19 protein-coding genes and 1 pseudogene are annotated in these 23,952 nt (G+C 42.4%); 9 read left to right on the plus strand and 11 right to left on the minus strand.

The genetic code is table 11. The annotated features are described in order from the left end of the window. Positions 1-11 precede the first annotated feature (11 nt). The 3 genes from MuYL_RS18020 to MuYL_RS18030 form a co-directional block, all read right to left on the minus strand. Positions 12-1,223, minus strand: a complete 1,212-nt coding sequence (locus MuYL_RS18020; RefSeq protein WP_094571879.1) for a BamA/TamA family outer membrane protein — start codon at positions 1,221-1,223, stop codon at positions 12-14. 86 nt (positions 1,224-1,309) lie between these two features. Next, entirely contained in the window at positions 1,310-2,122 is an 813-nt protein-coding gene (locus MuYL_RS18025; RefSeq protein WP_094571880.1) for an alpha/beta fold hydrolase, read from the minus strand. 141 nt (positions 2,123-2,263) lie between these two features. After that, complete coding sequence (locus MuYL_RS18030) at positions 2,264-3,172, minus strand: serine hydrolase (protein ID WP_094571881.1); 909 nt, start codon at positions 3,170-3,172, stop codon at positions 2,264-2,266. 278 nt (positions 3,173-3,450) lie between these two features. On the opposite strand from MuYL_RS18030, the gene MuYL_RS18035 reads away from it, so the two are divergent. The 3 genes from MuYL_RS18035 to MuYL_RS18045 all read left to right on the plus strand — a co-directional run bounded on the left by MuYL_RS18035 (position 3,451) and on the right by MuYL_RS18045 (position 10,839). Continuing rightward, positions 3,451-5,880 (plus strand): ABC transporter permease, encoded by a 2,430-nt coding sequence (locus tag MuYL_RS18035; protein WP_094571882.1) that lies wholly within the window; start codon positions 3,451-3,453, stop codon positions 5,878-5,880. An 85-nt stretch (positions 5,881-5,965) separates the two neighbouring features. After that, positions 5,966-8,335 (plus strand): ABC transporter permease, encoded by a 2,370-nt coding sequence (locus MuYL_RS18040; RefSeq protein ID WP_094571883.1) that lies wholly within the window; start codon positions 5,966-5,968, stop codon positions 8,333-8,335. Positions 8,336-8,421: 86 nt separating this feature from the next. Continuing rightward, a complete protein-coding gene (locus MuYL_RS18045) occupies positions 8,422-10,839 on the plus strand; it encodes an ABC transporter permease (protein WP_094573019.1) in 2,418 nt (805 codons plus the stop codon). 132 nt (positions 10,840-10,971) lie between these two features. Here the strand turns inward: MuYL_RS18045 and MuYL_RS23895 are convergent. Next, a pseudogene (locus tag MuYL_RS23895) lies at positions 10,972-11,037 on the minus strand (hypothetical protein); the annotation flags it as partial. 107 nt (positions 11,038-11,144) lie between these two features. Here MuYL_RS23895 and MuYL_RS18050 point away from each other — a divergent pair. Then, positions 11,145-12,254 (plus strand): AI-2E family transporter, encoded by a 1,110-nt coding sequence (locus MuYL_RS18050; protein WP_094571884.1) that lies wholly within the window; start codon positions 11,145-11,147, stop codon positions 12,252-12,254. 10 nt (positions 12,255-12,264) lie between these two features. Here the strand turns inward: MuYL_RS18050 and MuYL_RS18055 are convergent, their stop codons facing one another. Continuing rightward, positions 12,265-12,858 (minus strand): tetratricopeptide repeat protein, encoded by a 594-nt coding sequence (locus MuYL_RS18055; RefSeq protein ID WP_094571885.1) that lies wholly within the window; start codon positions 12,856-12,858, stop codon positions 12,265-12,267. Between the two features lie 172 nt (positions 12,859-13,030). Between MuYL_RS18055 and MuYL_RS18060 the strand changes: the two genes are divergently transcribed. After that, a complete protein-coding gene (locus MuYL_RS18060; RefSeq protein ID WP_094571886.1) occupies positions 13,031-13,645 on the plus strand; it encodes a porin family protein in 615 nt (204 codons plus the stop codon). A gap of 50 nt (positions 13,646-13,695) precedes the next feature. On the opposite strand, the gene MuYL_RS18065 is transcribed toward MuYL_RS18060, so the two are convergent. The 3 genes from MuYL_RS18065 to MuYL_RS18070 all read right to left on the minus strand — a co-directional run bounded on the left by MuYL_RS18065 (position 13,696) and on the right by MuYL_RS18070 (position 15,450). Continuing rightward, on the minus strand, positions 13,696-14,226 hold the full coding sequence (locus tag MuYL_RS18065) for a GNAT family N-acetyltransferase (RefSeq protein ID WP_094571887.1): 531 nt from the start codon (positions 14,224-14,226) through the stop codon (positions 13,696-13,698). An 11-nt stretch (positions 14,227-14,237) separates the two neighbouring features. Further along, positions 14,238-14,399, minus strand: coding sequence for a VOC family protein (locus tag MuYL_RS23320; RefSeq protein ID WP_157740952.1), 162 nt, complete (start codon positions 14,397-14,399; stop codon positions 14,238-14,240). A gap of 265 nt (positions 14,400-14,664) precedes the next feature. Next, positions 14,665-15,450: an Abi-alpha family protein gene (locus MuYL_RS18070; RefSeq protein ID WP_094571888.1), complete on the minus strand. Its 786-nt coding sequence runs from the start codon at positions 15,448-15,450 to the stop codon at positions 14,665-14,667. A gap of 550 nt (positions 15,451-16,000) precedes the next feature. On the opposite strand from MuYL_RS18070, the gene guaA reads away from it, so the two are divergent. From guaA to MuYL_RS18090, 4 genes are all read left to right on the plus strand, one after another. Further along, positions 16,001-17,530 (plus strand): glutamine-hydrolyzing GMP synthase, encoded by a 1,530-nt coding sequence (gene guaA, locus MuYL_RS18075; protein WP_094571889.1) that lies wholly within the window; start codon positions 16,001-16,003, stop codon positions 17,528-17,530. Continuing rightward, on the plus strand, positions 17,487-18,737 hold the full coding sequence (locus tag MuYL_RS18080; protein ID WP_157740954.1) for an ABC transporter substrate-binding protein: 1,251 nt from the start codon (positions 17,487-17,489) through the stop codon (positions 18,735-18,737). The genes guaA and MuYL_RS18080 overlap by 44 nt, the downstream gene beginning before the upstream one ends. Continuing rightward, positions 18,734-19,897: an RsmB/NOP family class I SAM-dependent RNA methyltransferase gene (locus MuYL_RS18085; RefSeq protein ID WP_094571891.1), complete on the plus strand. Its 1,164-nt coding sequence runs from the start codon at positions 18,734-18,736 to the stop codon at positions 19,895-19,897. Before MuYL_RS18080 ends, MuYL_RS18085 begins: the two co-directional genes overlap by 4 nt. A gap of 92 nt (positions 19,898-19,989) precedes the next feature. After that, positions 19,990-20,214 carry a hypothetical protein gene (locus tag MuYL_RS18090; RefSeq protein WP_094571892.1) on the plus strand — a complete coding sequence of 75 codons (225 nt, stop codon included), beginning with the start codon at positions 19,990-19,992 and terminating at the stop codon, positions 20,212-20,214. Between the two features lie 45 nt (positions 20,215-20,259). Here the strand turns inward: MuYL_RS18090 and MuYL_RS18095 are convergent, their stop codons facing one another. The 3 genes from MuYL_RS18095 to MuYL_RS18105 all read right to left on the minus strand — a co-directional run bounded on the left by MuYL_RS18095 (position 20,260) and on the right by MuYL_RS18105 (position 23,764). Continuing rightward, positions 20,260-20,829, minus strand: a complete 570-nt coding sequence (locus tag MuYL_RS18095; protein ID WP_094571893.1) for a MarC family protein — start codon at positions 20,827-20,829, stop codon at positions 20,260-20,262. Between the two features lie 12 nt (positions 20,830-20,841). Then, on the minus strand, positions 20,842-22,005 hold the full coding sequence (locus MuYL_RS18100) for an MFS transporter (protein ID WP_094571894.1): 1,164 nt from the start codon (positions 22,003-22,005) through the stop codon (positions 20,842-20,844). Between the two features lie 235 nt (positions 22,006-22,240). After that, positions 22,241-23,764 carry an amino acid permease gene (locus MuYL_RS18105; protein WP_094571895.1) on the minus strand — a complete coding sequence of 508 codons (1,524 nt, stop codon included), beginning with the start codon at positions 23,762-23,764 and terminating at the stop codon, positions 22,241-22,243. Positions 23,765-23,952 lie beyond the last annotated feature (188 nt).

A 23,952-nucleotide genomic window follows, 5' to 3' on the forward strand; every position in this document is an offset into this window, starting at 1 on the left:
TCAAAAAGAGGTTAAAAAGCTTCTCCCAAACTCAATGTACAGGAAGAATAACCCCTGCTTACGCCATAATCCATACAGATATTGGTGTCGGATTTTTTATTGAACTTTAGCCTAAGCCCGGTACCACCGGCCGGGTTCCAATAAACAAACCGGTTACTTCTCGGCTGACTTGCAGAATTTATGTTTGCAAAAAGCACAAAGCCCAGCAAACCGTTTTCAGTAAGGTCACGGCGGTATTCACTTTCAAAATACACCAGCCTTTTCCCCCGGAACCTGTTTTGTTCAATTCCCCTGCCCGACCGTTGGTAGGGGTCCATCCCTATGGCCGGTAAATTAAGATACGGAGCCCCCGAATTTAAGGTCGACCAATAGTAACTCCAAAATGCCAGGATGTTTTTCGGCCCTTTGTCAGTAAGGGCAACATATTTCCGGAAATCAACATATAACGATTGCCAGTTATTGTTACTTCCCGTTACAGTAGTATTGTACCTGTAAATGGCATTCGCGTACAATCCGGGAAAAGGGTTTAACGAATTTTTACGGGTATCATATAGTAAATTAACGGTTGGGCCTGATGAACTGAAGCTTTTGTCATTTAATGTGCCGAATTTGTATTTGCTGAAATTAATTAGCGGGTTAGTGGTACTGGTTTCAACATCCAGGTAATAATCCAGATCAAAGCCTGCTCCAACAAAAAAGTAAGGTGTGATCCGTTTAAGCGCACTTTGGTAAAAACGTACATAATTATAGTTAACCAGCAATTTATAACTTTCGGGCTGGCCGCCGCCCAAACTCCATGTGTACTGAGGATAAACCAACAAGCGGGTGTCGCCCTGTATGTTCCAGCTGTTGTTGCTTAACCAAATGCTTGATCGCACAGGTAAACCATACCTGCCCTTTAAATTAAAATATGGCGTAAAACTAATGGTAGATAGGTAGGTGGTTTTTCTATCGCCCAGATAAATGCCTGCGGTAGTTGAAGTTACCAGGGCCGTACCGCCGCCCGGTATGGATGTTGACAAGGGTAAAAAAGAAAAATAGATCTTCTTTTTTTCATCTAACGAAATAGGCCGCGACTGTGATTTAAAAAGTGTCCCTACTATATCTATCAGGTCCTTTTGCCCGGTAGTATCAATATTTAAATGGCTTTTGTCAATCGGGTTTTGAGCTATCAATAAAGACGGTAATAAGCCAAAAATCAGGAATACATAAAATCTTCTCATTGATATTTAAACTGACGGGGGCTTTTTTGCATACTGATTAACAACCAGATAACGGCAAAACTTATTACTTTATATACAGCAGGTAATTAATCTTTTAAAAAACTTGTTACGGCTTCAGAAAATTCAGGATTTCTAATGGCCGTGTTGTGGTTTCCGGGCACATAACTTAAACCTGAACGCGGAATGAGTTTATTTAAGCCTGTTTCTGAACCGTTTTCCAGGTCGGCTGTGCCGCGGATAATTAAAACAGGCTTGTGTACAGCCGCCAGTTCCTTTTTGCTGGTTGAGGGCTGCCACTTTTGCTGGTAAGCCAGCGCAAGTTCATCAAAATGTTGTGCGCGGATATATTTCACCATATCATCAACATCGTGCAGCGACGTATCGCCCATTAAAGCTTTATAGGCATGCACCCTGCGTGGCCAGTCTGGATTGGTAAAGGCATCGCCCATGCCGCCCATAACAGCCTTATGCAGGCGTTTATCTAAAACCAGTAACCGTGAAGTAATAATAGAACCCCGGGAGTATCCTACAACATCATAATTACTTAGTTTAAGAGAGGTAGCGAGGCCCATAATGTCTTTTGCTTCGGCATCATTTTCGTAACCAGCATCTGTATGAGGTTTGTCTGACCGCCCGTTCCCCCGCTGATCTATAAGAATAACCTTATAACCTGCATTAAGCAGATCATTATAAACAGCGCAGTTTTTCCATCCCTGCCCCGTGCCAGAGAAACCGTGGATCAATACCACCGGATACCCTGCACCCTTCACCTCATAATAAATCTTTGCACCGTCAAACGAGGTGAAATAATCACCTTCGACAGCCGGTTGTGCATGCAGTTGCACGCTAAAAAGCAACAGGAAGAAAATTGTGGCGGCTGCGGATAGATTTTTCTTCATTATTGCGGTTATTTATGTTTTTTTGTTGATTAAGTTGTAAACGGGCTGTACGGTATTAGAGTTGTAAATATTTAACGATTAACGCCAAAAAAATCAACAGATTGTTAGCCTGGTTAACTTAATATAATCCCGTCAATCCATCTACTCGTTCAACATGTATTTTTCAACGCCATCGGCTGGTTTCCATTTGCTTTCAGGTTCAAAATAATGCCATAACAACGCAGATATTTTCTTTATCAGCACTGATGCTTCATTATCGGGCTTCCACCGCTGGTCTTTGTTATGATTTGTGATAATAGAAAATACATAATCGCCATGCGGGGCATTTACCAACACGGTTTCTGATTTTGATTCATCCAGCGCACCTTGTTTGGAGGCTGTTTCTATAAATGGTGGAATTTGTGATATTGCTTTGTCATCCCAATAAATACGGCCCATGTTGCGGTACATGCGCTCACTGGCCCCCGCACTCACCGCCTCGCCCTTTCTGATGAGCGTGAACAAGCGGCACATCTCATAAGGCGTGGTAACTCCCCAGCCATATTTTGCACGAATTGCTTCGCGCCCCGGCACTCTTGAATTAACCCTCATTACCTTAAACCCGTTTTTTTCGAGCCAGTTATTGATGTACTCACCGCCTACCAGTTTTTGCAGCCAAACGCTGGCTGTATTATCGCTCATAGTAATCATTAACATGGCCACTTTACTTACTTCAATGGTATCCTTATCTTTGAATGATCCTAAAATATCCTCGCCCGGGTACAACAGCGAATCGTGGTAAACCAGTTTTTGGTTATACTGCATTTCACCCTTTTCTATCTTGTCCATCAATCCGCACTGAATGCTTACTTTAATCATGCTGGCAGTAGGGAAAAGCGTATCGGCATTTATCGCCGCCGTTTTACCTGTTTTTAAATTATGCACGTAAACGCCAATCTGCCCATTAAAACCTTTAACAGCCTCCTGCAGTTTGATGGTGAGCCTCGGATCTGTTTGGGCAAATGTGGCCGTGGCGGTGATAATCAGTAATAATAAAAGCCTGTATTTCATATCAGAGAGGATTATTTCTCTAAAGTATAAAACCGGCTTCAATCATCGAAATCTTATTCATCATCACAAATCGGTTTCATGCTATTCCCGGGCGGTCAAAGCTTATTATTATCGAACATTCACTGTATCAAAATCGAACAACTTAAATTTACAAATCGAGTATAAGTAATTGATAATTAATAATATAAGTATTTGGCATTTTCTTAGACTGTTTATTTACCGGTTGCCGGTTTCAACCTGCCGGCATCCATAATAAGTGAACTAATGAACCCAATAGTATGTTAAAGAGCTATTTAAAAACCGCACTTCGCTTTTTGCTGAAAAATAAGACCTTCAGCTTTATCAATATTTTTGGCCTGGCCACAGGTACTCTTTGCTGCTTATATATATTGCTATATGTGCAAAATCAGTACAGTTATGATAAGCAGCATAAAGATGTTAAAAGCGTATATCGCCTAACTACCGACCTGGTATTAACGGGCGATAAGCACCACGGTGCGGCATCGTCGCCGCCAATTGCACCTGCCATGAAAAGCAATTTCCCCGAAGTAGCCGCATATACCAGGGCGGTTAAAACCGATATGCTGGGAGCAAAGCAGCATTTGTTGCGTTATAAAGAACAGTCGTTTTATGAAACGGGGGCCTTTTATGTCGATTCTACTTTTTTTGACGTTTTGAGCTATAATTTTGTAGAAGGCCATGTACAGCATGCGCTGGACGAACCTTACGACATCGTATTAGTGAAGTCAACTGCCGAAAAACTTTTTGGCCGGGACGCGGCTGTTGGTAAAATAATAAATATCAACGACGCGTATGGAAAACATGATTTTAAAGTAACCGGGGTAATTGATCAGAGCCTGGGCCGCTCGCACCTGGAGGGCAATATGTTCATCAGTATGAAAAGTGGTGCTGTTGGCGCGTCAATTGCCAATGATGACGAATGGGCCGGTAATAACTTTCTTTTTTCATACATAAAATTGCGCCCGGGCGCCGATGCCGCTGCGCTGGAGAAAAAGCTACCTGCTTTTTTAAATAAGTATGCCGGATCAAAAATGAAACAATTAGGCATGCAAAAGGAATTGCATTTGCAACCTGTTTCAGCTATCCACACCACAGCGGGTTATGACGTTGAGCCCAGCAAAACTGCCGATCCTTCGTTCCTGCTGATCCTGGTTTTGATAGCAGTTATGATCCAGGTGATAGCCTGTATCAACTTCATGAACCTGTCGACAGCAAGGGCATCAAAAAGGGCAAAAGAAGTGGGCGTACGCAAGGTTATTGGCGCAGGCAAGTTTGATCTGATCAAACAGTTCCTCGGCGAATCATTCCTGCTTGCATTTATTGGTGTGATTATAGCTTTACCATTATTATGGGTGGCACTACCATACCTTAATGGTATAACGCACACTGACATTCGCTTATCATTTTTTGCCGATTATCGCCTTTGGCTAATGCTGGCTTCGCTTGTGGCGGTTACAGGTTTGGTTGCGGGTAGTTACCCGGCCTTTTATCTGTCGGCTTTTGAGGCTATTAAAGTTATAAAAGGCAATTTTAGTAGTAAAGTATCGGCAGCGGGCATCAGGCGCTCACTCGTGGTATTCCAGTTTGTACTTTCCATTGTGCTTATTACAGGTATTATTATCATCTACAGTCAGCTAAATTATATCAAATCAAAAGATCTCGGGTTTGACAAGGATCAGAAACTGGTTTTCAACTTTTATACCAATGATGCGCAAACGCAAATGCCTGTGCTGGCCAATGATCTGAAACAACTTTCCGGCGTTAAAGCAGTTTCAAGTGCCGATAATTATCTCAGCCAGTTTGTAATGCATGATCATGGGGTTTATCCCGAAGGTGGCAATATGGCGACAGCAATTGATGCCCAAAATATAGCTTGCGACCAGTTCTTTATGAAAACAAATGGTATAAAACTGATCAGCGGCAGGGATTTTATGCCCGGCGACTCGGGGAAAGTACTAATTAACCAAACGCTGGCCAAAAGGCTCAATTTAAACGAACAAAATGCTGCTGGCAAAAGGCTTTACACACAATATGGCAATACCCCGGCGTCTTACGTAACTGTTGCCGGAGTAATGAAAGATTTTAACTATAATTCGCTGCACAGCGACGTGCGCCCGTTTATGCTGGTTTATGATAAAAACCCGGGTAACTTCTCCTGTATGGTAGTATCAACCAGCAGTAAAGATTATAAAATGTTATTAAGCCAAATGGGGGCTATATGGAAAAAGGATTTGCCGGCAGTGCCTTTCACCTATTCGTTTCTTGACAGTGAAGTACAAAAGCAGTATGAAACCGAGATCGTTTTATCGCAGATCATCAATTCGTTTACGTTGGTTGCTATCTTTATTTCTTGTTTGGGATTATTTGGTTTGGCCGCATTCAGCGCCGAGCAACGCAGCAAGGAAATAGGCATCCGCAAAGTATTGGGTTCGAGCGTAAGCGGCATTGTTCAGTTATTGTCAAGAGACTTTTTATTGCTGGTGATCGTATCATTTATTATTGCAACACCAATAGCCTGGTATGGAATGAGCAAATGGCTGCAGGCGTTCGCCTACCGCATACCGCTAAGCTGGTGGATGTTTGCCCTGGCAGGCGTAATTGCCATGTTTATTGCACTGTTTACCGTGAGTTTCCAGGCCATAAAGGCGGCATTGATGAACCCGGTAAAGAGCCTTAAGACGGAGTAAGGGGAAGAAGTTGGCAGTAACGAGCTGGCAGCAGGCAGAAATTAAAGGTCTGCCTATGAACTATAAACCATTAACGATGAACTAAATGATAAAGAACTATATAAAGATCGCCTGGCGCAATATTCTTAACAATAAGGTTTACAGCGCACTCAATATTGTAGGTTTAGGCGCCGGTATGGCCGTTGCGTTGCTTATTGCGCTATGGGTTAATTACCAGTATTCCTTTGATAAATTTTTACCGGATGGTGAACGGCTGTACCAGGTACGACGAAATTTTAACAGTAATGGTGATACTTTAACCTTTAGCTCTACTTCGTTAAAGCTGGCCGGCGCCCTCCGTAACCTTCCTGAATTTGAGCAAGTTGCTGAAGCTGACTGGACGGCCCCTCATGGATTGCTGGTTGGTGATAAAAAATTATTTCCGGTGGGGTTGCAGGTGGCGGGTAATTTTTTAAAGATGTTTAGGTTTCCATTAATAAGCGGTAACGTAGAAGCTGCGTTAAAGGAACCATATTCCATTGTGCTGTCTGAATCAACCGCTAAAGCGTTGTTTGGCAACGCCGATCCCTTGAATAAAATGGTTAGAATTGACAATAAGGATAATTTAAAAGTTACGGCTATTTTAAAAGATCTGCCGGCCAACTCAAGCCTGCAGTTTAGCTATATTGTCCCATTCAGCTATGCCGAACTGACACAGGCTTATATAAAGGAGGCACGCGTTGGGGGCTATTCATATAATTCGTTTCAGATCTTCGCTCAACTCAAGCCCGGTGTTACGTATGCGCAGGTGGCAACTAAAATAAAAAATATAGAAAAAACAGAAACCAACAGCGTAAATGCAATGCATTCCAATGTAATTATGCAGCCGCTTGCCGACTGGCACCTTTACGCTGATTATAAAAATGGGAAGGCTCTTGATGGCTTTATTCAATATGTACGCATTTTTAGCATCATCGGCGCACTTGTATTGCTCATAGCCTGCATCAATTTTATCAACCTGTCAACCGCCCGTTCCGAAAAAAGAGCGCGGGAGGTGGGCGTACGGAAAGCTATTGGCTCACAACGGAAAGACCTGATCTTCCAGTTTTTAATTGAATCGGCAGTAATTACTTTTATCTCATTTTTATTTTCAATACTGCTTGTGCAGTTAGCGTTACCTGCATTTAACTCGCTTACGGGCACCATAATCAGTATCCCGTTCAATAATTTTGTTTTTTGGCTGATAATGCTCGGGTGCGTATTAACTACTGCGATGTTAGCTGGCAGCAGGCCTGCATTTTATCTTTCATCATTTAACGTGGTTAAGGTTTTAAAAGGGACTGTAAAAGTTGGCCGGTCAGCCTCTATCTCCCGAAAGATGCTGGTAATAACACAGTTTAGTTGTTCTATTGCGCTCATCATTAGCACGGTAGTAATTTACCGTCAAATACAATTCGGTAAAGATCGCCCCACAGGTTATAACGTTAACAGGTTAATGACTTCGAATATGAACGATGAATTGGACCATAACTACCGTGCACTTAAAAACGAATTGTTACAAAGCGGAGTGGTACAATCTGTAACTACAGCTTCAAGCCCCGCAACCGGGGTTGATTCGCATGGCGACATTGACCAATGGCCGGGTAAATACGCTGGTGAAACTGTTGAAATGGGGTATGTTTTTGTTTCGGGCGACTATTTTAAAACGCTGGGAATGCAAATGGAGTCGGGAAGGGACTTTATTGAAAACTCAAAAACCGACACAGCCAACATCATATTTAACCAGGCTGCGGTTAAACGCCTTCGCCTAAAAAATCCAGTTGGGCAAATAATCACCAAATCCGGCAGGCAATATAAAGTAATTGGTGTAGTAAAAGATGCCCTGATGAATTCACCTTATGCCTCCGCCGATCCAACTTTATTTGCTTATGGCGGCGGATGGAGCCTCAATTACCGGTTATCGGCAGGGGTAAAAACGCATGAGGCAATAGCGAAACTTGCAAAAATTTTCAATAAATATAATCCCGCTTACGCCTATGAATACCGTTTTGTTGATGCGGAGTATAGCCGCAAATTCAGCGAAGAAGTGCTTGTTGGAAAACTTGCAGGCGTGTTTGCAGGCCTGGCTATATTTATATCATGCCTTGGTTTGTTTGGCCTTGCGGCATTTGTTGCCGAGCAGCGTACCAAAGAAATAGGCGTGCGAAAAGTATTAGGCGCAACTGTAACCCAGGTGTGGATGTTGTTGTCAAAAGATTTTTTACTGCTGGTAATCATTAGCTGTGTGATCGCGTCGCCGATAGCGTTTTACTTTTTACAAAAATGGTTGATGAAGTATGATTATCATGTTACTGTTGGCCCGGGGGTATTTATTATATCGGCAGTGGCGGCAATAGTAATTACATTGTTAACTATAAGTACGCAGGCAATTAAGGCTGCGCTTGCAAACCCGGTGAAGAGCTTGAAGAATGAGTAGGCAGCGGGCTATTTGCGGGTGGGCAGTAAGCCTCTTCTAATGCCTGCCCACAGCCCCTAATGACACAATGACTAATGACCAATACAATGATAAAGAATTACTTAAAAATAGCTATTCGTCAACTACGAAAGCAAAAAATGTATGCCGCCATTAAGGTCGGTGGTTTTGCGTTAGGTATTACGGCGTGTTTATTAATTGGGCTTTATATAATGGAGGAGCTTAATTATGATAAGAGCTATCCGGATACCGCACGGATTTACCGTATATTAAGCACGGTGCCAATTGACGGTAAGGTTCAGCGGGGCCCCTCGTTTCCCGCTCCGTTTTCTGCTGCCGTAAAGTCAAATTTTCCGGAGGTAGAAAAGAGCGCAAGGATCATGGCGAGCGCTTTATTTGATGGTGCAGGCAGTAATGAATTAAGGCGTGCTGACCGGGCTGAAAACAACCATGAGGAAGGGTTTGCTTATACCGATCAGGCTCTGCTTGATATGCTTAAACTCCCTATGGTTTATGGTGACCGAAGCAACGCGCTTGCAGAACCATTTACGATGGTGATTACTAAAAAGAAAGCTGATAAATATTTTCCCGGTATAAACCCTGTTGGGAAAATCATGTATTTGAATAACGATACTAAACAGCCTTACAAAATAGGTGGAGTGATTCAGGATTTCCCATCCACGTCTCATCTGCAATTTGATTTCTTCCTTACCATGACGGGCAAGGAATTATGGCGTGGGGAACAAACCGACTGGGCGGCGTTCAATTACGATACCTATATATTGCTTAAACCAGGAACAAATATAGCTATGTTTCAGAAAAAGCTAACCAATGTAACGCTGAACAACTATATAATCCCCGGCTTGCTAAACGTTGGGTTTAAAGCGGCCAGAACGTTATTTGCTCACGCCACTATTGATTTGCAGCCTATTTCAGACATTCATCTTAAATCATACGATATACCCGGCTCTCATGGTGATATCAGGTTTATCTGGTTGTTTGGGGCTGTAGCTGGCTTTATATTGGTTATTGCCTGTATCAATTTTGTAAACCTTTCCACTGCCAAATCTGCAAACCGGGCGAAGGAAGTAGGATTGAGAAAAGTTGTTGGTTCAACAAGGGTGAGCCTGATCAAACAATTTCTTACAGAGTCAATGCTGTTTAGTTTTTTGTCGTTTGCGTTGGGAACAATATTAGCACTGGGCTTGTTACCGTATTTTAATATACTTGCCGGGAAATCTTTAACTATACCCTGGGGTTCACCCTGGCTTATCCCGATAATAGTGATAGCGGCATTTATTATAGGGATAATTGCAGGGGTTTATCCCGCATTCTACTTGTCGGCGTTTAAACCGGCAAGCGTTTTAAAAGGTTCAATAAGCTCAGGCAGCAAAAATTCAGTTTTGAGAAACGGGCTGGTGGTATTTCAGTTTACTACATCGGTAATCCTGATTATTTGCACCATAGTAGTTTATAACCAGATGCAGTTTATTCTCAACAAGGACCTTGGTTATGATAAAAACCAGGTGGTTGTAATACAGGGTGCAAATATACTTGGCAATGACGTAAAGAATTTCAAGAACGAATTGCTGAAAATATCATCCGTAAAAAGTGCATCTATCAGCGATTACCTGCCGGTTGAAGGAACCAAGCGCAACGGGAACACATTTACTGTTGAGGGCCGGGAAAAAATTGATGCGGGTGTGGGCGGCCAATCATGGGTGGTTGATAATGATTACCTGAAAACCATGGGTTTAAAACTAGCTGAGGGCAGGAATTTCGATCCCGCCGTGACAACAGATTCAACTGCGATAATTATCAACGAAACACTGGCAAAAAAACTCAACATTAAACACCCCTTAGGGACAAAAATTACCAATACAGGTACTATAATAGGGGTTGTTAAAGATTTTAATTTTGAATCATTGCGTGACCCGATAGGCGGGCTTGTTTTGCATTGGGGCATCAGTCCTTCTATCGTAACCGTAAAGGTAAATGCGGCTAAAATGCAAAGCACAATGGCCTCAATATCGGCCACGTGGAAGAAATTCTCGCCATCAGAGCCTGTCCGCTATACTTTTTTAGATGAGCGCTTCATCATTATGTATGCCGATGTACAACGAATGGGGCATATATTCACAAGCTTTGCCATACTTGCAATTATCATAGCCTGCCTTGGCTTATTTGCATTAGCCGCCTTTATGGCCGAGCAGCGGAGCAAGGAAATAGGCATTCGTAAAGTGCTGGGTGCAAGTGTAGAGAGCATAACCCGCTTACTTTCTGTTGATTTTATAAAGCTGGTGGCCTTATCTATCGTAATTGCATCGCCAATTGCCTGGTGGGCCATGAACAAATGGCTTCAGGATTTCACCTACCGCACCACAATAACCTGGTGGATTTTTGCTGCGGCCGGCTTGGTGGCGATAGTAATAGCTTTAGCAACGGTAAGTTTTCAATCAATAAAAGCTGCCATTGCCAACCCGATAAAAGCGCTTAAGAGCGAGTAATTGAAAAATCTGCCGTTCCTTTTATCGTACTGAGCGTCGAAGGATCTTATCTGCAGGACATCTGCCTTTTAAGAGAGATGCGACATTGCGCAACTCTCTTAAAAGGTAATTACTATTTCTTTTTAGCCACCTTCACCCCTTCTTTTCGAGTTTCTGATAACCTATTGCTATTGCTTGTTTTCTGCTGGTAACGGAGCAACCTTTCTGCCGTTATTTTCTTGATGAAAAAATATTATCATTCATTTATCCTTATATTCAAACTAATAAATTAAAATTGTGTTCATATCACAAAATAAATCCCCTTTATGGCCGTAAAAACCCCTGCACACCCTTTTTATGAACGACTCTCGCTGGTGCTCATCGGCATATTATCGCTTGGATATATCATTGTACAGGGAAAGGAGGTGCTTGACCCCTTAATATTTGGATTTTTATTTGCCATCCTGCTCTTCCCTATTGCTCATTTCCTGGAAAAAAAACTTCGGCTGCCACGTGCAATTGCTTCAATCGTTTCCATCATTTTATTGCTGGCTTTTATCAGCATTATTATTTATCTGGTAGGTGCACAAATCTCCAATCTGGCAAGTGACTGGCCGCAGCTAAAGAGCCAGGTAAGCCAATCGCTCGATGATCTTAAAGACTGGATCCACGGCGCTTTTCATATTACCGCTAAAAAGCAGATGAGCTATGTGAACAGTACCACGCAAAAGATCATTGCGTCAGGCACAGATGTGCTTGGGACCACGTTCGGCGCGGTGTCGTCGCTGATGCTTTTTTATACGTTTATCTTTATATTCTCCTTCTTTATTTTGCTTTACCGGCGCATCCTGATAAATTTTATCATATGGGTTTTTACGGACAACTATGAATCAATCGTGCGTGATATAGTTGAAAACATTCAGAGCATCTTAAGGCAATACATACTGGGTCTATTGCTCGAAATGTTTGTAGTTGCCTGCCTTGCCTGTACGGCATTTTGGTTGATAGGGGCAAAATATGCCGTCTTGCTGGGTATCATAGTGGCTTTATTTAACCTGATCCCTTACCTGGGTATTTTTACCGCGTTACTGTTAGGTACATTAATAACATTTGCCACCGGCGGCGTAAACCAGGCCGCTTTGGTTGCCGGTTCTGTATTGGGCATACATATAGTTGATTCAAATTTCTTACTGCCAACCATTGTTGGTTCAAAAGTAAAACTGAATGCCCTCATCACCTTTTTAGGCATCATTTTGGGTGAAATGATCTGGGGACTGTCGGGCATGTTTCTGTCTATCCCGATCATGGCGATCTTTAAAATAATCTTTGACAGGGTTGAAAGCCTTAAACCCTGGGGATACCTTTTAGGCGGCGGCCAGGAAGACAAAAAATCGGCTATGAAAAAGATGAAACCTGCCGCAGCAGATAAGGCCTAAGCCCCCCCCCTTATTTGTCCTCTAAAATATCAATACAATGGGTGCCCAGTTCTTTCAACCGGCTATTGAGCGTATTAAGCCCTTCGGTATTTTTCATGTTTTTGTAAAGCGATTTAATTTCGTCGAGGGTTTCATCGCTTGGATCACAGGCCTGGGCTTTTTCAAGATGGGGCAGTGCTTTCAGGGCTATTGCATTATAATCGGCTGTTAGTTTTTTTATTGCTGCCGGCTCACTCGCCGCATTCAGTTTATTTTTAATGTCTTTGGCCTGCTCCAAAAAAATATATCCTATTCCCCGGTGAACTACGTAATAATAAGGAACCGCTGCGGCTACCTTTTCATAATAAATCAGGGCTTTTTCAGGTTGGTTATTATCCTCGTAAACCTTACCTATGGCAAAATAAAAATTTGTCCTGGCTTTTTCAGGTAACTTACCGGCAGCGGGTAACAGGTTTTCGCCAAGGCTCACCAATTTTTCGTTCTCGCCCTGGAAACGCGCAAGGTTAAAATCGAGGTATTGATTATAAACAGAATCAGCAGATTGCGCACGCACGGCACTGTTCCCCAAAACAATAAATACCAGTAACAATATATTTTTTAACATAATTGATGTTCCGATCCAAATATAATACCCAAACGTAACTTATCCGCTGCTATTCTATCTGCTTGTAATCATTTTTAAAATTTTCCCTTCCAGGTGTATTTGTGCCATATTTTATTTAAAGCTGCATATCACGAAGAACTGCTTACATTTGCGGCACTTAAAAATCACAATTATGCAAAAAATCTTCACTACACTTTTGGTTGTATTGGGTATCTACACAACCGCATCTGCACAAACAACCGGCACTAACGAATTTGGTGTAAACATTGGCTATAATGCGGCCACCGTTACCACCAGCCAGTACACTAACTCGGCTTACCGCAGTGGGTTCAATGTCGGCGTTTCTATGGATCATTATTTTTCTGACCGGTGGAGCATCAAAATCAAAGCTGTTTATGATCAGAAAGGCTGGAACGACGGCTATATAGACTTTGGCGGGAGCAATGGCGCCGTAACCACCGATTACAAATTAGATTACATCACCATCCCCGTAATGGCAAACTGGCATTTTGGGAGAACAAGAAACTGGTATTTAAACTTTGGCCCTTACCTTGGCATCTTGCTGAATGCAAAGGAATCAGCAACAAACACTGATTTAAAAGATGCTTTTAATAAAGCTGACGCAGGCCTGGACGTTGGTATTGGCATTAAATTCCCGATTGCTGAAAAAGCCAAATTCTTTATTGAGCTTAACGGACAAGGCGGAGTAACAGACCTGGTAAAAGACAACACCGGTTCGGCGCTGAGAAGCAGTGTATCAAACATCAATATCGGGATTAACTTTTAAGATCATTAACCTAACACTTATGAAGTTTTAAAACTTCATAAGTGTTAAAATTAGCCTTTCTTCATTTTTACAATCTCCAGCACCTCGCCATCCGGCAAAGGGGCATCAATCCTTTCAACAGCCGTATAACCCATAACCTTATATAACGGAACACCCGGCAAAGTAGCGCCAAGTTCAAAACTGCTAAAACCGGCACTTACTGCTGCGGCCTCACAAACGTTAATAATCTGCCTGCCTATCCCCTGCCTGGCATAATCCGGGTGTACGAAAAAGGCCCTGATCCGCGCGGCATCATATTCAGGATCTAACAATGGATCTTCAATTTCTTTATGCTGATCGCCGCCATAAAGAGTGTTGCGTTTGCTCCATCCGCCGCAGCCAACTATTACGTTCTCTGCTTCGGCAATGTAATAAGTGCCATCAATTATCAGCTGTGTATCTACACCAAATATATATTTAATAGCGCTTTCAATTTGCGTTGGGGTATAGTATCCCCTACTCAATCCGCGAACGGAAAGGGCTATCAATTCATTGAGTTGTGAGATGTCCGCTAACGTGGCGAGACGGGTAGTTACTGGCATGCGGTTAAAATTTACAGCTGGTAAATCTGCAAATTATTTCCGCAGGTGTCATCAAATACAGCAAGTGTTACAGGCTCCATTTGAGTTGGCTCCATACTGAATGCAACCCCTAAACTGCTAAGCCTTTCATATTCCATATTAATATCGTCCACATTAAAAGCCGTAGCAGGCATGCCTGCATTAAACTATTCCTGCTGTTGTATGTGTTGCTTGCAAAATTATCATCAATAAATTTCTTGGACATGATAATTTGCGTAACCAGGTAATCTTTTGGATAAAGCTTTTTTTGGAGATATTGAACTTGGTAGGAGTAATAGGTCATTAATTGTTTTTAACGGATCTATTCGCAGTATTTGTAATGGTTTTTAAGATAAATTTGTTGTGAGTTATTACAGAAAATTATTTATTAATCATCGTTACATTCTTTTAAACAAATAATCAGATGTTAGTTGTTAATCTTATGAATCTGTCGCCAATTGATGTAAAAACAAATGCTTCATCGTTATAGACATAGACCTCGACATCGATATCACTATCAGGATCGTCATTATCTTTGGTAGCTTCCACTTGGACATCGGTTTCCCACTTCAATAAACCTAATGTTATTAGATTTGAAATTTTGAAATACAATTCTTTCTCGCTGATATTATTTTCTTTCGCATAACTCGCAATATTGAATTCGAAACTTGTAATCGAATATTCATCAGGCTTTTTAGGATAGACATTCCCTTTACTATTTGGATAATGCGCTTCGTTTTGATGATATCGTTTCAATTGCGTATTATGTCTTTCAATTCTTCGGCGTTGCAATTTCTTAAAAAGCCCTTCTAATAGTATTGCCTCGTCCGACGAAAGTTTACTTAAAATTGAGATACAATTTTGCTGAAATATAATATCTGAATTTCCACTTAAGACATGTGCAACCAACTTTGACCATTTTTCTTGTAAAGTTTCCTCTTCTTCATAAGAACTCATTTCAATTAAAGGGGCTAATACTTTCAAGGAAACTTTTTTAGGGTCAATTTTATGTTCTTTCAAAATCTCCTGTGCTTTACTAAAAATTTTGATTTGATTTTTAAACCTTCGGAGTTTTACTTGGTCAGCTATTATCCCGCCCATTTCATCAAATGACTGGCCAAACAAAGCTTTTAAAAGCTGTTCACTCTTATCAATAATCTGTTTAGGGATGTTTAAATTATCAAGGATTTTTTCAATATCTGCCATATATAAAGATACATATATTGAAAGTTAATTTTAGAATCAATGGCGTTTTATATTGATAACTTGCCGATTAAATCTAAATCAATTTGTCAATTTCTTCGACCCGTCTGGGAGCCTAACCTAGGTGAAATCAATCAATTCTATTGAAGTTTTATAGGATTAATGATTTATTTTATATCTTTATCAATAACTGAAATGTATCAGATATGAGTTATATATTAAGAAATAAAAACGGTCGCTCGATAGAAGTAAATCACTCAGATATTGTAAGTTTTGAGAGATACGGAAATGGGGTAATATTAATTCTAAATAGGAATGGTAATGGGCTATCGAGACAATCGGTAGATTTATCGTTAGAGGCTTTTTCATATCTTTATAATTCCTAGTTTCGAGAAAATAATCATCGTTTTTTCTATAATCCCGTATATCTTGAGACGCGAGATTACTGACTGCTGGCATTGCATCGTGTCAAAAATCCGAAATCCGAAATCCAAATTCCTAAATTTCTCAAATCTCCTGCCTCAAATCACCAACCAAATTTCTATCTTTGCCCATGCAAGAAAAAATCCTCATTCTTGACTTTGGCTCGCAGTTCACCCAACTTATTGCGCGCCGTGTCAGGGAGCTCAACATTTACTGCGAGATCCACCCCTTCAATCATTTTCCAGAAGTTGACAGCAGTGTAAAAGGTATCATCCTTTCAGGCAGCCCTTATTCGGTTCGCCAGGAAAACCCGCCTACTTTTGATTTTGAAAAATTTCATGGCACCCTGCCTATTTTGGGCGTTTGTTATGGGGCGCAGTATATGGCGCATTTTCATGGTGGCGAGGTATTGCCATCAAGCACCCGCGAATACGGACGGGCCAACCTGCAATATATTAATGCACAGAACCCGTTGTTCCGGATGATTCAGCCTGATTCACAGGTTTGGATGTCGCACGCGGACACCATTGCTACCATCGGCGCTAACTTCGAGGTAATTGCCAGTACAGATACCGTAAAGGTTGCAGCTTACCAGGTTACGGGTACACAAACCTACGGCATCCAGTTTCACCCTGAAGTTACCCACAGTACAGACGGCAAACAATTGCTACATAATTTCCTGGTTGATATTTGCGGTTGCAAACAAGACTGGACAGCAGATTCATTTGTAGAAACCACTATAGCGGCCCTTAAAGAAAAGCTGGGCGATGATAAAGTAGTGCTTGGCCTTTCAGGCGGCGTTGATTCATCGGTTGCGGCGGTATTGCTGCACCATGCCATCGGCAAAAACCTGCATTGTATATTTGTTGATAACGGCCTCTTGCGTAAGGATGAATACCAGAGTGTGCTGGACTCCTACCAGCACATGGGTTTAAATATAAAAGGCGTTGATGCCAAACAGCGTTTTTATGATGCGCTGGCAGGATTAACCGATCCGGAGAAAAAGCGTAAAGCTATTGGGCGCGTTTTCATTGAAGTTTTTGATGATGCTGCGCATGAAGTTCAGGACGTAAAATGGCTTGGCCAGGGAACCATTTATCCCGACGTTATTGAGTCGGTTTCGGTAAAAGGGCCTTCTGCTACCATCAAATCGCACCACAACGTTGGCGGTTTGCCTGATTTTATGAAGCTGAAGGTTGTTGAACCACTTAATACCCTGTTTAAGGACGAGGTGAGGCGTGTAGGCGCGGCGTTAGGCATTGATCCGAATATTTTAGGCCGTCACCCTTTTCCGGGTCCGGGACTGGCTATCAGGATCTTAGGTGAGGTTACATCCGAGAAAGTTGCGATTTTACAGGAAGCCGATGCGATTTATATCAACAATTTAAGGGCAGGCGGTGTTTATGATAAAGTTTGGCAGGCGGGCTCCATATTTTTACCGGTACAATCGGTAGGTGTTATGGGCGATGAACGTACTTACGAGAACGTTATTTGCCTCCGCGCTGTGGAATCATTAGACGGAATGACTGCCGATTGGTGTCACCTGCCTTATGACCTGCTGGCAAAGATCAGTAACGAGATCATAAATAATGTAAAGGGTATAAACCGGGTAGTATATGATATCAGTTCAAAACCACCGGCCACTATTGAGTGGGAATAAGTGGTTAACGTTTTTAATTATAGCGCTTATAGCTGCGGCATGTTCCCCAAAAGTGCGGTCCGTAGCTGTACAGCCAAAAAAAAACGAAGCCGGTAAGCCTTCGGTTAAAACCCCGGTTGAAAAAGCAGCTAACCCGGCAGCACCCAAGGTATCAAACATTGCTTTGCTCCTGCCTTTTGGTTTGGATCATTTACGACCAGGATCACCTTACACATCCGTTACTTTAAAAGAAGCAGATATAGCCCTTGATTATTACAGGGGCTTTAAACTTGCCCTTGACTCGCTTACCGGGCAGGGTTATAATTTTAAACTGCAGGTATTTGACTCAAAAGGCGAAAAATCACAGGCGCACAGCCTGGCACTTAACCCCGCCGTGCGCAGCAGCGACCTGATTGTCGGCCCTGTTTTTCCTGATGACATCAAAACCTTTACCAGTACTTATCCAAATAGCAGCCAGCCGGTGGTATCCCCCCTGTCAGCTGCATCGCCTGCCGGTATAAAAAATCAGCAATTGGTTACCATGATGCCCCCGCTTGAATACCATGCCTGGGGTGCTGCAAAATATGTTAATGACAGAATAAAACCAAAGAAGATCTTCATTCTAAAATCGGGCTACAGCGAGGAAAATGATTATTTGATCCCTTTTAAAAAAGCAACTGACAGTTTAAGCAAAAAACATGTGCAGCTGGTTTATTTAACAGTTATTCACGGTCAGTTAAATTCGCTCATTCCGCAACTGTCAGCAAACAGCGAAAACGTTTTTATAATCCCGGCTACTGACCAGCATTTTTTGAATGTTACGCTGCGTGCCCTCGACACTTTAAGCAGAAGCTACCAGCTGGCTGTATTTGGCCACCCAAGCTGGGTAAATCTTTCCTTCTTAAAGGCCGACCTGCTGCAGCGCCTAAATACCCATGTTACCGTTACCGACCATATCGATTATAAATCGGCCAATGCCGTAACCTTCATAAAAGATTACCGGGGCGAGTATAATGCCGAACCTACAACTTATGCGTTTAAGGGCTTTGATGAAGGCCTTTATTGGGGACAGCTACTTGGCAGCGGTGAGGTGAAGAATTTGGCAGGTAAAGACTTTGAAGGTTTGCACAACAACTTTCATTTTCAGAAAAAACCGGGCCTGGGCTGGGTTAACACGCACATCAGCATTTATAAATACAGTAACTTTGAATTGAAAAAGGTAGAATGAAGGCAATAAATCAGCTTAAAACGTTTCAGCGTATTTTGGATGAGTATCCGGCAGAAACGCCTCTAAGTAAGTTTTTACCGGGCTTTTACCGTCAAAACAAACAAATGGGCTCAACCGACAGGCGCATTGCCAGCCGGCTGATGTATAATTACTTCCGCCTGGGCAGGGCGCTGCCGAACGTATCCCCGGATGAACGCCTTTTTGTTGCCGAGTTTTTGTGCAACACACAACTTAATTCTTTTTTACAGCACTTTAAGCCCGACTGGGCAGCATGTGTAGGCTTTGGCATTACCGAAAAACTGGCGATGGTAAAAACTACCCACCCCGAGTTTAATTTGAATGATGTTTTCCCATGGGCAGACCGGCTTTCTGCCGGGATAGATAAGGAAGCTTTTTTACGCTCATTTTTTAATCAGCCAGATCTTTTTATCCGCGTGCATAAAGGTTACGAACCACAGGTGAAGGCAGCGCTGGCGGCATCGGGGATTATATTTAAGGATGAGGGCAACAATTGCATCTCGCTGCCAAACGGCACCCGGCTGGAAACCATATTCCCCAACCAGCACTGGTATGAAGTGCAGGACCAATCGTCGCAGCAAACGGCACAATTCTTTAAGCCTAATAAATGGGATGCCTGGTGGGATGCCTGTGCGGCCTCCGGCGGAAAATCGCTCTTATTGCACGACCTGGAGCCAAATATTAAGCTGGTGGTATCAGATATCCGAGAATCTATCCTCTCCAATCTGGATGAGCGTTTTCAACAGGCAGGGCTTACCAAATACCAGAAAAAACTGCTGGACCTAACCCAAAACAACGACCTGTTAATGCATGATTATGAATTTGACGGCATTATCCTTGACGCTCCATGCAGCGGCTCAGGCACCTGGGGGCGCACGCCGGAGATGATCAGCCAGTTTGAAACCCACAGCATAGAATTCTTTCAAAAGCTACAGCAAAATATTGTTCGTAACGTGGTTAAATATCTAAAACCCGGCAAACCGCTTATTTATATTACCTGCTCGGCCTTTAAAGCAGAGAATGAGGATGTGGTTAATTTTATTGTAAGGGAACTTGGATTGAAATTAGCGGAGAGTAAGGTTTTGAAGGGCTATGAGGGCAAGGCCGATACGATGTTTGTGGCGAGGCTGATTGGGGCTTAAATATTAATTCTCTACACCCATCGAAATTTATTAGCATCAGCCGGTTTTAGACATTTTACGTTAAATTCCGAATATTAATAGAACAATGAAAGATGGATTATACTAAAATTTTAGCAATTGCTGAAAGCAAACTGCATACTCACTATGAATATGTAATTGATGAAATTAAACTAAAAATCAGCAGCGCATCCACAGGAGGTGAGATTGGTTCTTTAGTCGGAGGTTATTTAAAGTTCTTACGAGATCAAAACCATCCCGCTTATTTGCTCATAAAAAATGATGTAGATTCTTATCTTTCATCATTTATATTTAAATGAAAATATAAATTCATTTTCAAATCTTCAAATCAACACATCTTGAAATTACAAATGTGTATTACTTCTGAACAGCTTTATCGCGATAGCTAATAATATTACGCCAAACGCTTTACGGAGGATATTCACGCCTGTTTCGCCCAGCAGCCTCTCCAGCAGTTTTACATTTTTTAAAACCAGGTAAACAAAAAGGGTATTGAGCACTATGCCTACCAAAATATTTTGGGTTTGGTATTGAGATTTAAGCGATAAAAGGGTGGTCATGGTTCCGGCGCCTGCTATCAGCGGAAAGGCAAGCGGCACAATCGATGCCGTGGTTGACATCTCCTCTTTAAACAATTTTATCCCCAGTATCATTTCCATCGCTATAATGAAGATCACTAATGAACCGGCGATGGCAAAAGATGAAACATCAAGGCCGATTATGGTAAGTAACTCATCGCCACCAAATAAAAAGCCAACCATTAATACCAGCACTGCGATACTCGCTTTCTCCGATTCGATATGCCCCACCCGCTGGCGCAGCTCAATAATTACCGGAATGGCGCCCAGGATATCAATTATCGCAAACAGGATCATCGTTACGGATATGATCTCTCTTAAAATCAGTGGATGCATGGCGTTAGGGTGTTATTCTTTTTTCTTTAACCTGAAACTTAATATAAGCGCTATTAAAATATACAATGAAGATAAGAAGAAAACACTATGAATGGAAATAACGGTAACTAATCCGGCTGTTATTGGGCCCAGTGTTTGCCCTATTGAGGCGTACGACTGGTTGATGCCCAACACCTGGCCCTGCTCTTTTTGGTCGATATTATCGGCAATTATTGCGTTCAGCATAGGGTTCCGCAAGCCATTGAAAAGCGCATAAACCAGCGTACAAACGGCATAAGGCACAAAAGCCGAGGTTAAACCCGAACAAAACATGGCAACCAGGCATAAAATGGTTGACAGGATAAGAATAAGTGATTTGGACGAAATGAGTTTGGTAAACAATGGAACACACAGTTGCATAATGATGCCGCAAACCCCAAACGCGGCTAAAAATAAACCTATTTGCGTAGCCGTGATCTTTAAAACATCGACGCTTAACGTTTGAAAACCAATGATCATGGTAAACTGCGCCATGGTAAGCAGGAACCCTATAAACACTGCGGTACCTATGGTACACCGTTTAAGTGTGGTTACAAGCATTATGAACTTAAATTTATCGCGTTTTCCAGCTCTTGTCTTTTTACTGGTTGGGTTGGTTTCCTTTAATAAAAGCAGCGCCAGCAAGGTGCCAACAAACGAGATGGCCGCAGCAAAAAAGAAAGGAGCCTGCGGGCTAAGGTTGGTAAACACCCCGCCAACAAAAGGCCCTATTACAAAACCAAAGGCCAGCGACGACCCTAAGATCCCAAACCGCTTTGCCCTGTTTTGTGGGGTAGCTGTATCAGCCACCATGGCCTGCGCAACGGATACGTTGCCACCCGTTAACCCATCAAGGATGCGCGCAGCAAAAAGCACCAGTAATGTGCGGGCCCCGGCAAACATCAAGAACGAAATACAGGTACCCGCCAGGCTGATGACCAGCAATGGCTTTCGCCCCCATTTATCGGAAAGAGAACCCAGGATGGGCGTAGCAAAAAACTGTGCAATAGAAAACGAAGCCGTAAGGATACCAAGGGTTGTGCCGGTAAGCCCGAAGGTTTTGCCGTATTGGTACAGCACCGGCACTATGATGCCAAAACCCAGGGAGTTAATAACGCAGACGAGCACTAAGATCCAAAGGTTTTTATCCGATTTCATTAAGCAGTGTATCGTTTAGCCTCACCTAATCCTCTCCAGGGGAAAGAACTTAAACTTCGCCTTTTTCAGAGCCCTCTCCTTCAGCGAGGGCAAACTGAGGCGAATGGTGGGTTACTTTTTAAAAAAGCAATGTAACAAAAAAGGCTCCGATAAATCGGAACCTTTTCAATATTATGGTTAAATTATTTAATGAACGGAACTTTAAACGCTACATTTAAAGACCCGGTTTAGCAAATTATTTCTTTTCAAAATCTGAAGCTGTAGGCAATATATCGGCCACATTGCCCAGTTTGCTATGCTTCCTGCTGTAGCCAAAATAAATAATCAGACCTATTAACATCCAAACCAGCGCGCTGATTTGCGTTTCAAGTGGCAAGCTCAATATCATAGCTGCACATATCAGGATACCAAGTATGGGTACCAGCGGTACAAGCGGCGTTTTGAATGGGCGCACCAGATCAGGATCAGTTTTTCTAAGCAGCATTACACCGATACACACCAGTACGAATGCAAATAAGGTACCAATAGAGGTTAAATCGCCGGCAATGCTTGCAGGTAAAAATGCAGCGAACAGACCTACAAAAACAAACAGGATCATGTTGCTTTTGTAAGGTGTACTGAATTTTGGATGCAGGTCAGAAAATACTTTTGGCAATAAACCATCTGTTGACATAGTATAGAATACCCTTGACTGGCCCAACAACATTACCAGGATAACTGAAGAAAAGCCTGCTAATATAGCAACGGTTACCAGTGTTGACAACCATGCATAATGCTGCATGTAGTGGCTGATAGCATAAGCTACCGAAGCTTCTTTACCTGCACGCATAAAATCCTGGTATGGCGCTACGCCTGTTAATACCCATGAGAACAGGATATACAGGATAGTACACACAACCAACGACCCCAGAATGCCTATAGGCATATCCCTTTTGGGATTTTTTGCTTCCTGAGCAGCAGTTGAAACTGCATCAAACCCGATGAATGCAAAGAACACGATACCTGCACCGGTAAGTACCCCACCCCAGCCATGGTTAAAGAATGGCAAATAAGAGTAAGTTGTACCATCTGGCAAAATTGCCGGTGGCGCGTTTGCAGGGATAAGGTACGGTGTGTGGTTTGCAGGATTGATAAACTGCCATCCGATAGCAATAAATACCAATACGATTGCCACTTTTATAAATACGATAACAGCGTTAACTGTTGCTGATTCCTGTGTGCCTTTGATTAACAGCGCAGACAGTAAAAATAAGATCAGCAATGCTGGCAGGTTAATAATGCCGGTATGTGTAACATTGTTGATAATGGCGGACTCCATGGGCGAGTGGCACCATTCGAACGGTATTCGATGCCCGAGGAGATTATTCAGATACTCGCTCCAGCTTATTGATACGGTGGCTGCACCGAGGGCATATTCCAGTATAAGGGCCCATCCAATTATCCAGGCAACTATTTCGCCCATAGTGGCATACGCGTACGTATAAGCACTACCTGCAATCGGGATAATAGACGCAAATTCCGCATAGCATAAGCCGGCGAAAGCACAACCTACTGCTGCAATAATAAATGATATGGTTACGGCAGAACCTGCGTGGGCACCTGCTGCTGCGGCTGTTCTTACAAAAAGACCAGCACCAATAATAGCTCCAATACCAAGGGCAATCAGATTGCCCGCTCCAAGCGTTCGTTTAAGCGTTGAGGCCCCTTCTTCCGGAGTGGCCATCAATTGTTCAAGAGATTTTTTTACAAATACCTTCATGTTTTAATTATAAGATCAGTTTTCCAAACATACTTAAATTTATTTAAAACATAAAGCACCGAATGTAACAATGGGATTGGGGTATTTTTCGGAATAAAAGTGAGGATCAATTGTTAAAATATTTTTGCAGGATTATTGAATTGCTAAATAAAAGCACCGCTTGTGCATCATTGGTAAAGCCACCAGCA

Origin of the sequence: Mucilaginibacter xinganensis, from assembly GCF_002257585.1 — a bacterium.
GTDB lineage: Bacteria > Bacteroidota > Bacteroidia > Sphingobacteriales > Sphingobacteriaceae > Mucilaginibacter > Mucilaginibacter xinganensis.

Bases quoted from the DNA above. Each gene is read 5' to 3' on its own strand.
- MuYL_RS18020 (WP_094571879.1), bottom strand. From the start codon at position 1,223: ATGAGAAGATTTTATGTATTCCTGATTTTTGGCTTATTACCGTCTTTA.
- MuYL_RS18025 (WP_094571880.1), bottom strand. From the start codon at position 2,122: ATGAAGAAAAATCTATCCGCAGCCGCCACAATTTTCTTCCTGTTGCTT.
- MuYL_RS18030 (WP_094571881.1), bottom strand. From the start codon at position 3,172: ATGAAATACAGGCTTTTATTATTACTGATTATCACCGCCACGGCCACA.
- MuYL_RS18035 (WP_094571882.1), top strand. From the start codon at position 3,451: ATGTTAAAGAGCTATTTAAAAACCGCACTTCGCTTTTTGCTGAAAAAT.
- MuYL_RS18040 (WP_094571883.1), top strand. From the start codon at position 5,966: ATGATAAAGAACTATATAAAGATCGCCTGGCGCAATATTCTTAACAAT.
- MuYL_RS18045 (WP_094573019.1), top strand. From the start codon at position 8,422: ATGATAAAGAATTACTTAAAAATAGCTATTCGTCAACTACGAAAGCAA.
- MuYL_RS18050 (WP_094571884.1), top strand. From the start codon at position 11,145: ATGGCCGTAAAAACCCCTGCACACCCTTTTTATGAACGACTCTCGCTG.
- MuYL_RS18055 (WP_094571885.1), bottom strand. From the start codon at position 12,858: ATGTTAAAAAATATATTGTTACTGGTATTTATTGTTTTGGGGAACAGT.
- MuYL_RS18060 (WP_094571886.1), top strand. From the start codon at position 13,031: ATGCAAAAAATCTTCACTACACTTTTGGTTGTATTGGGTATCTACACA.
- MuYL_RS18065 (WP_094571887.1), bottom strand. From the start codon at position 14,226: ATGCCAGTAACTACCCGTCTCGCCACGTTAGCGGACATCTCACAACTC.
- MuYL_RS23320 (WP_157740952.1), bottom strand. From the start codon at position 14,399: ATGCCTGCTACGGCTTTTAATGTGGACGATATTAATATGGAATATGAA.
- MuYL_RS18070 (WP_094571888.1), bottom strand. From the start codon at position 15,450: ATGGCAGATATTGAAAAAATCCTTGATAATTTAAACATCCCTAAACAG.
- guaA (WP_094571889.1), top strand. From the start codon at position 16,001: ATGCAAGAAAAAATCCTCATTCTTGACTTTGGCTCGCAGTTCACCCAA.
- MuYL_RS18080 (WP_157740954.1), top strand. From the start codon at position 17,487: ATGATATCAGTTCAAAACCACCGGCCACTATTGAGTGGGAATAAGTGG.
- MuYL_RS18085 (WP_094571891.1), top strand. From the start codon at position 18,734: ATGAAGGCAATAAATCAGCTTAAAACGTTTCAGCGTATTTTGGATGAG.
- MuYL_RS18090 (WP_094571892.1), top strand. From the start codon at position 19,990: ATGGATTATACTAAAATTTTAGCAATTGCTGAAAGCAAACTGCATACT.
- MuYL_RS18095 (WP_094571893.1), bottom strand. From the start codon at position 20,829: ATGCATCCACTGATTTTAAGAGAGATCATATCCGTAACGATGATCCTG.
- MuYL_RS18100 (WP_094571894.1), bottom strand. From the start codon at position 22,005: ATGAAATCGGATAAAAACCTTTGGATCTTAGTGCTCGTCTGCGTTATT.
- MuYL_RS18105 (WP_094571895.1), bottom strand. From the start codon at position 23,764: ATGAAGGTATTTGTAAAAAAATCTCTTGAACAATTGATGGCCACTCCG.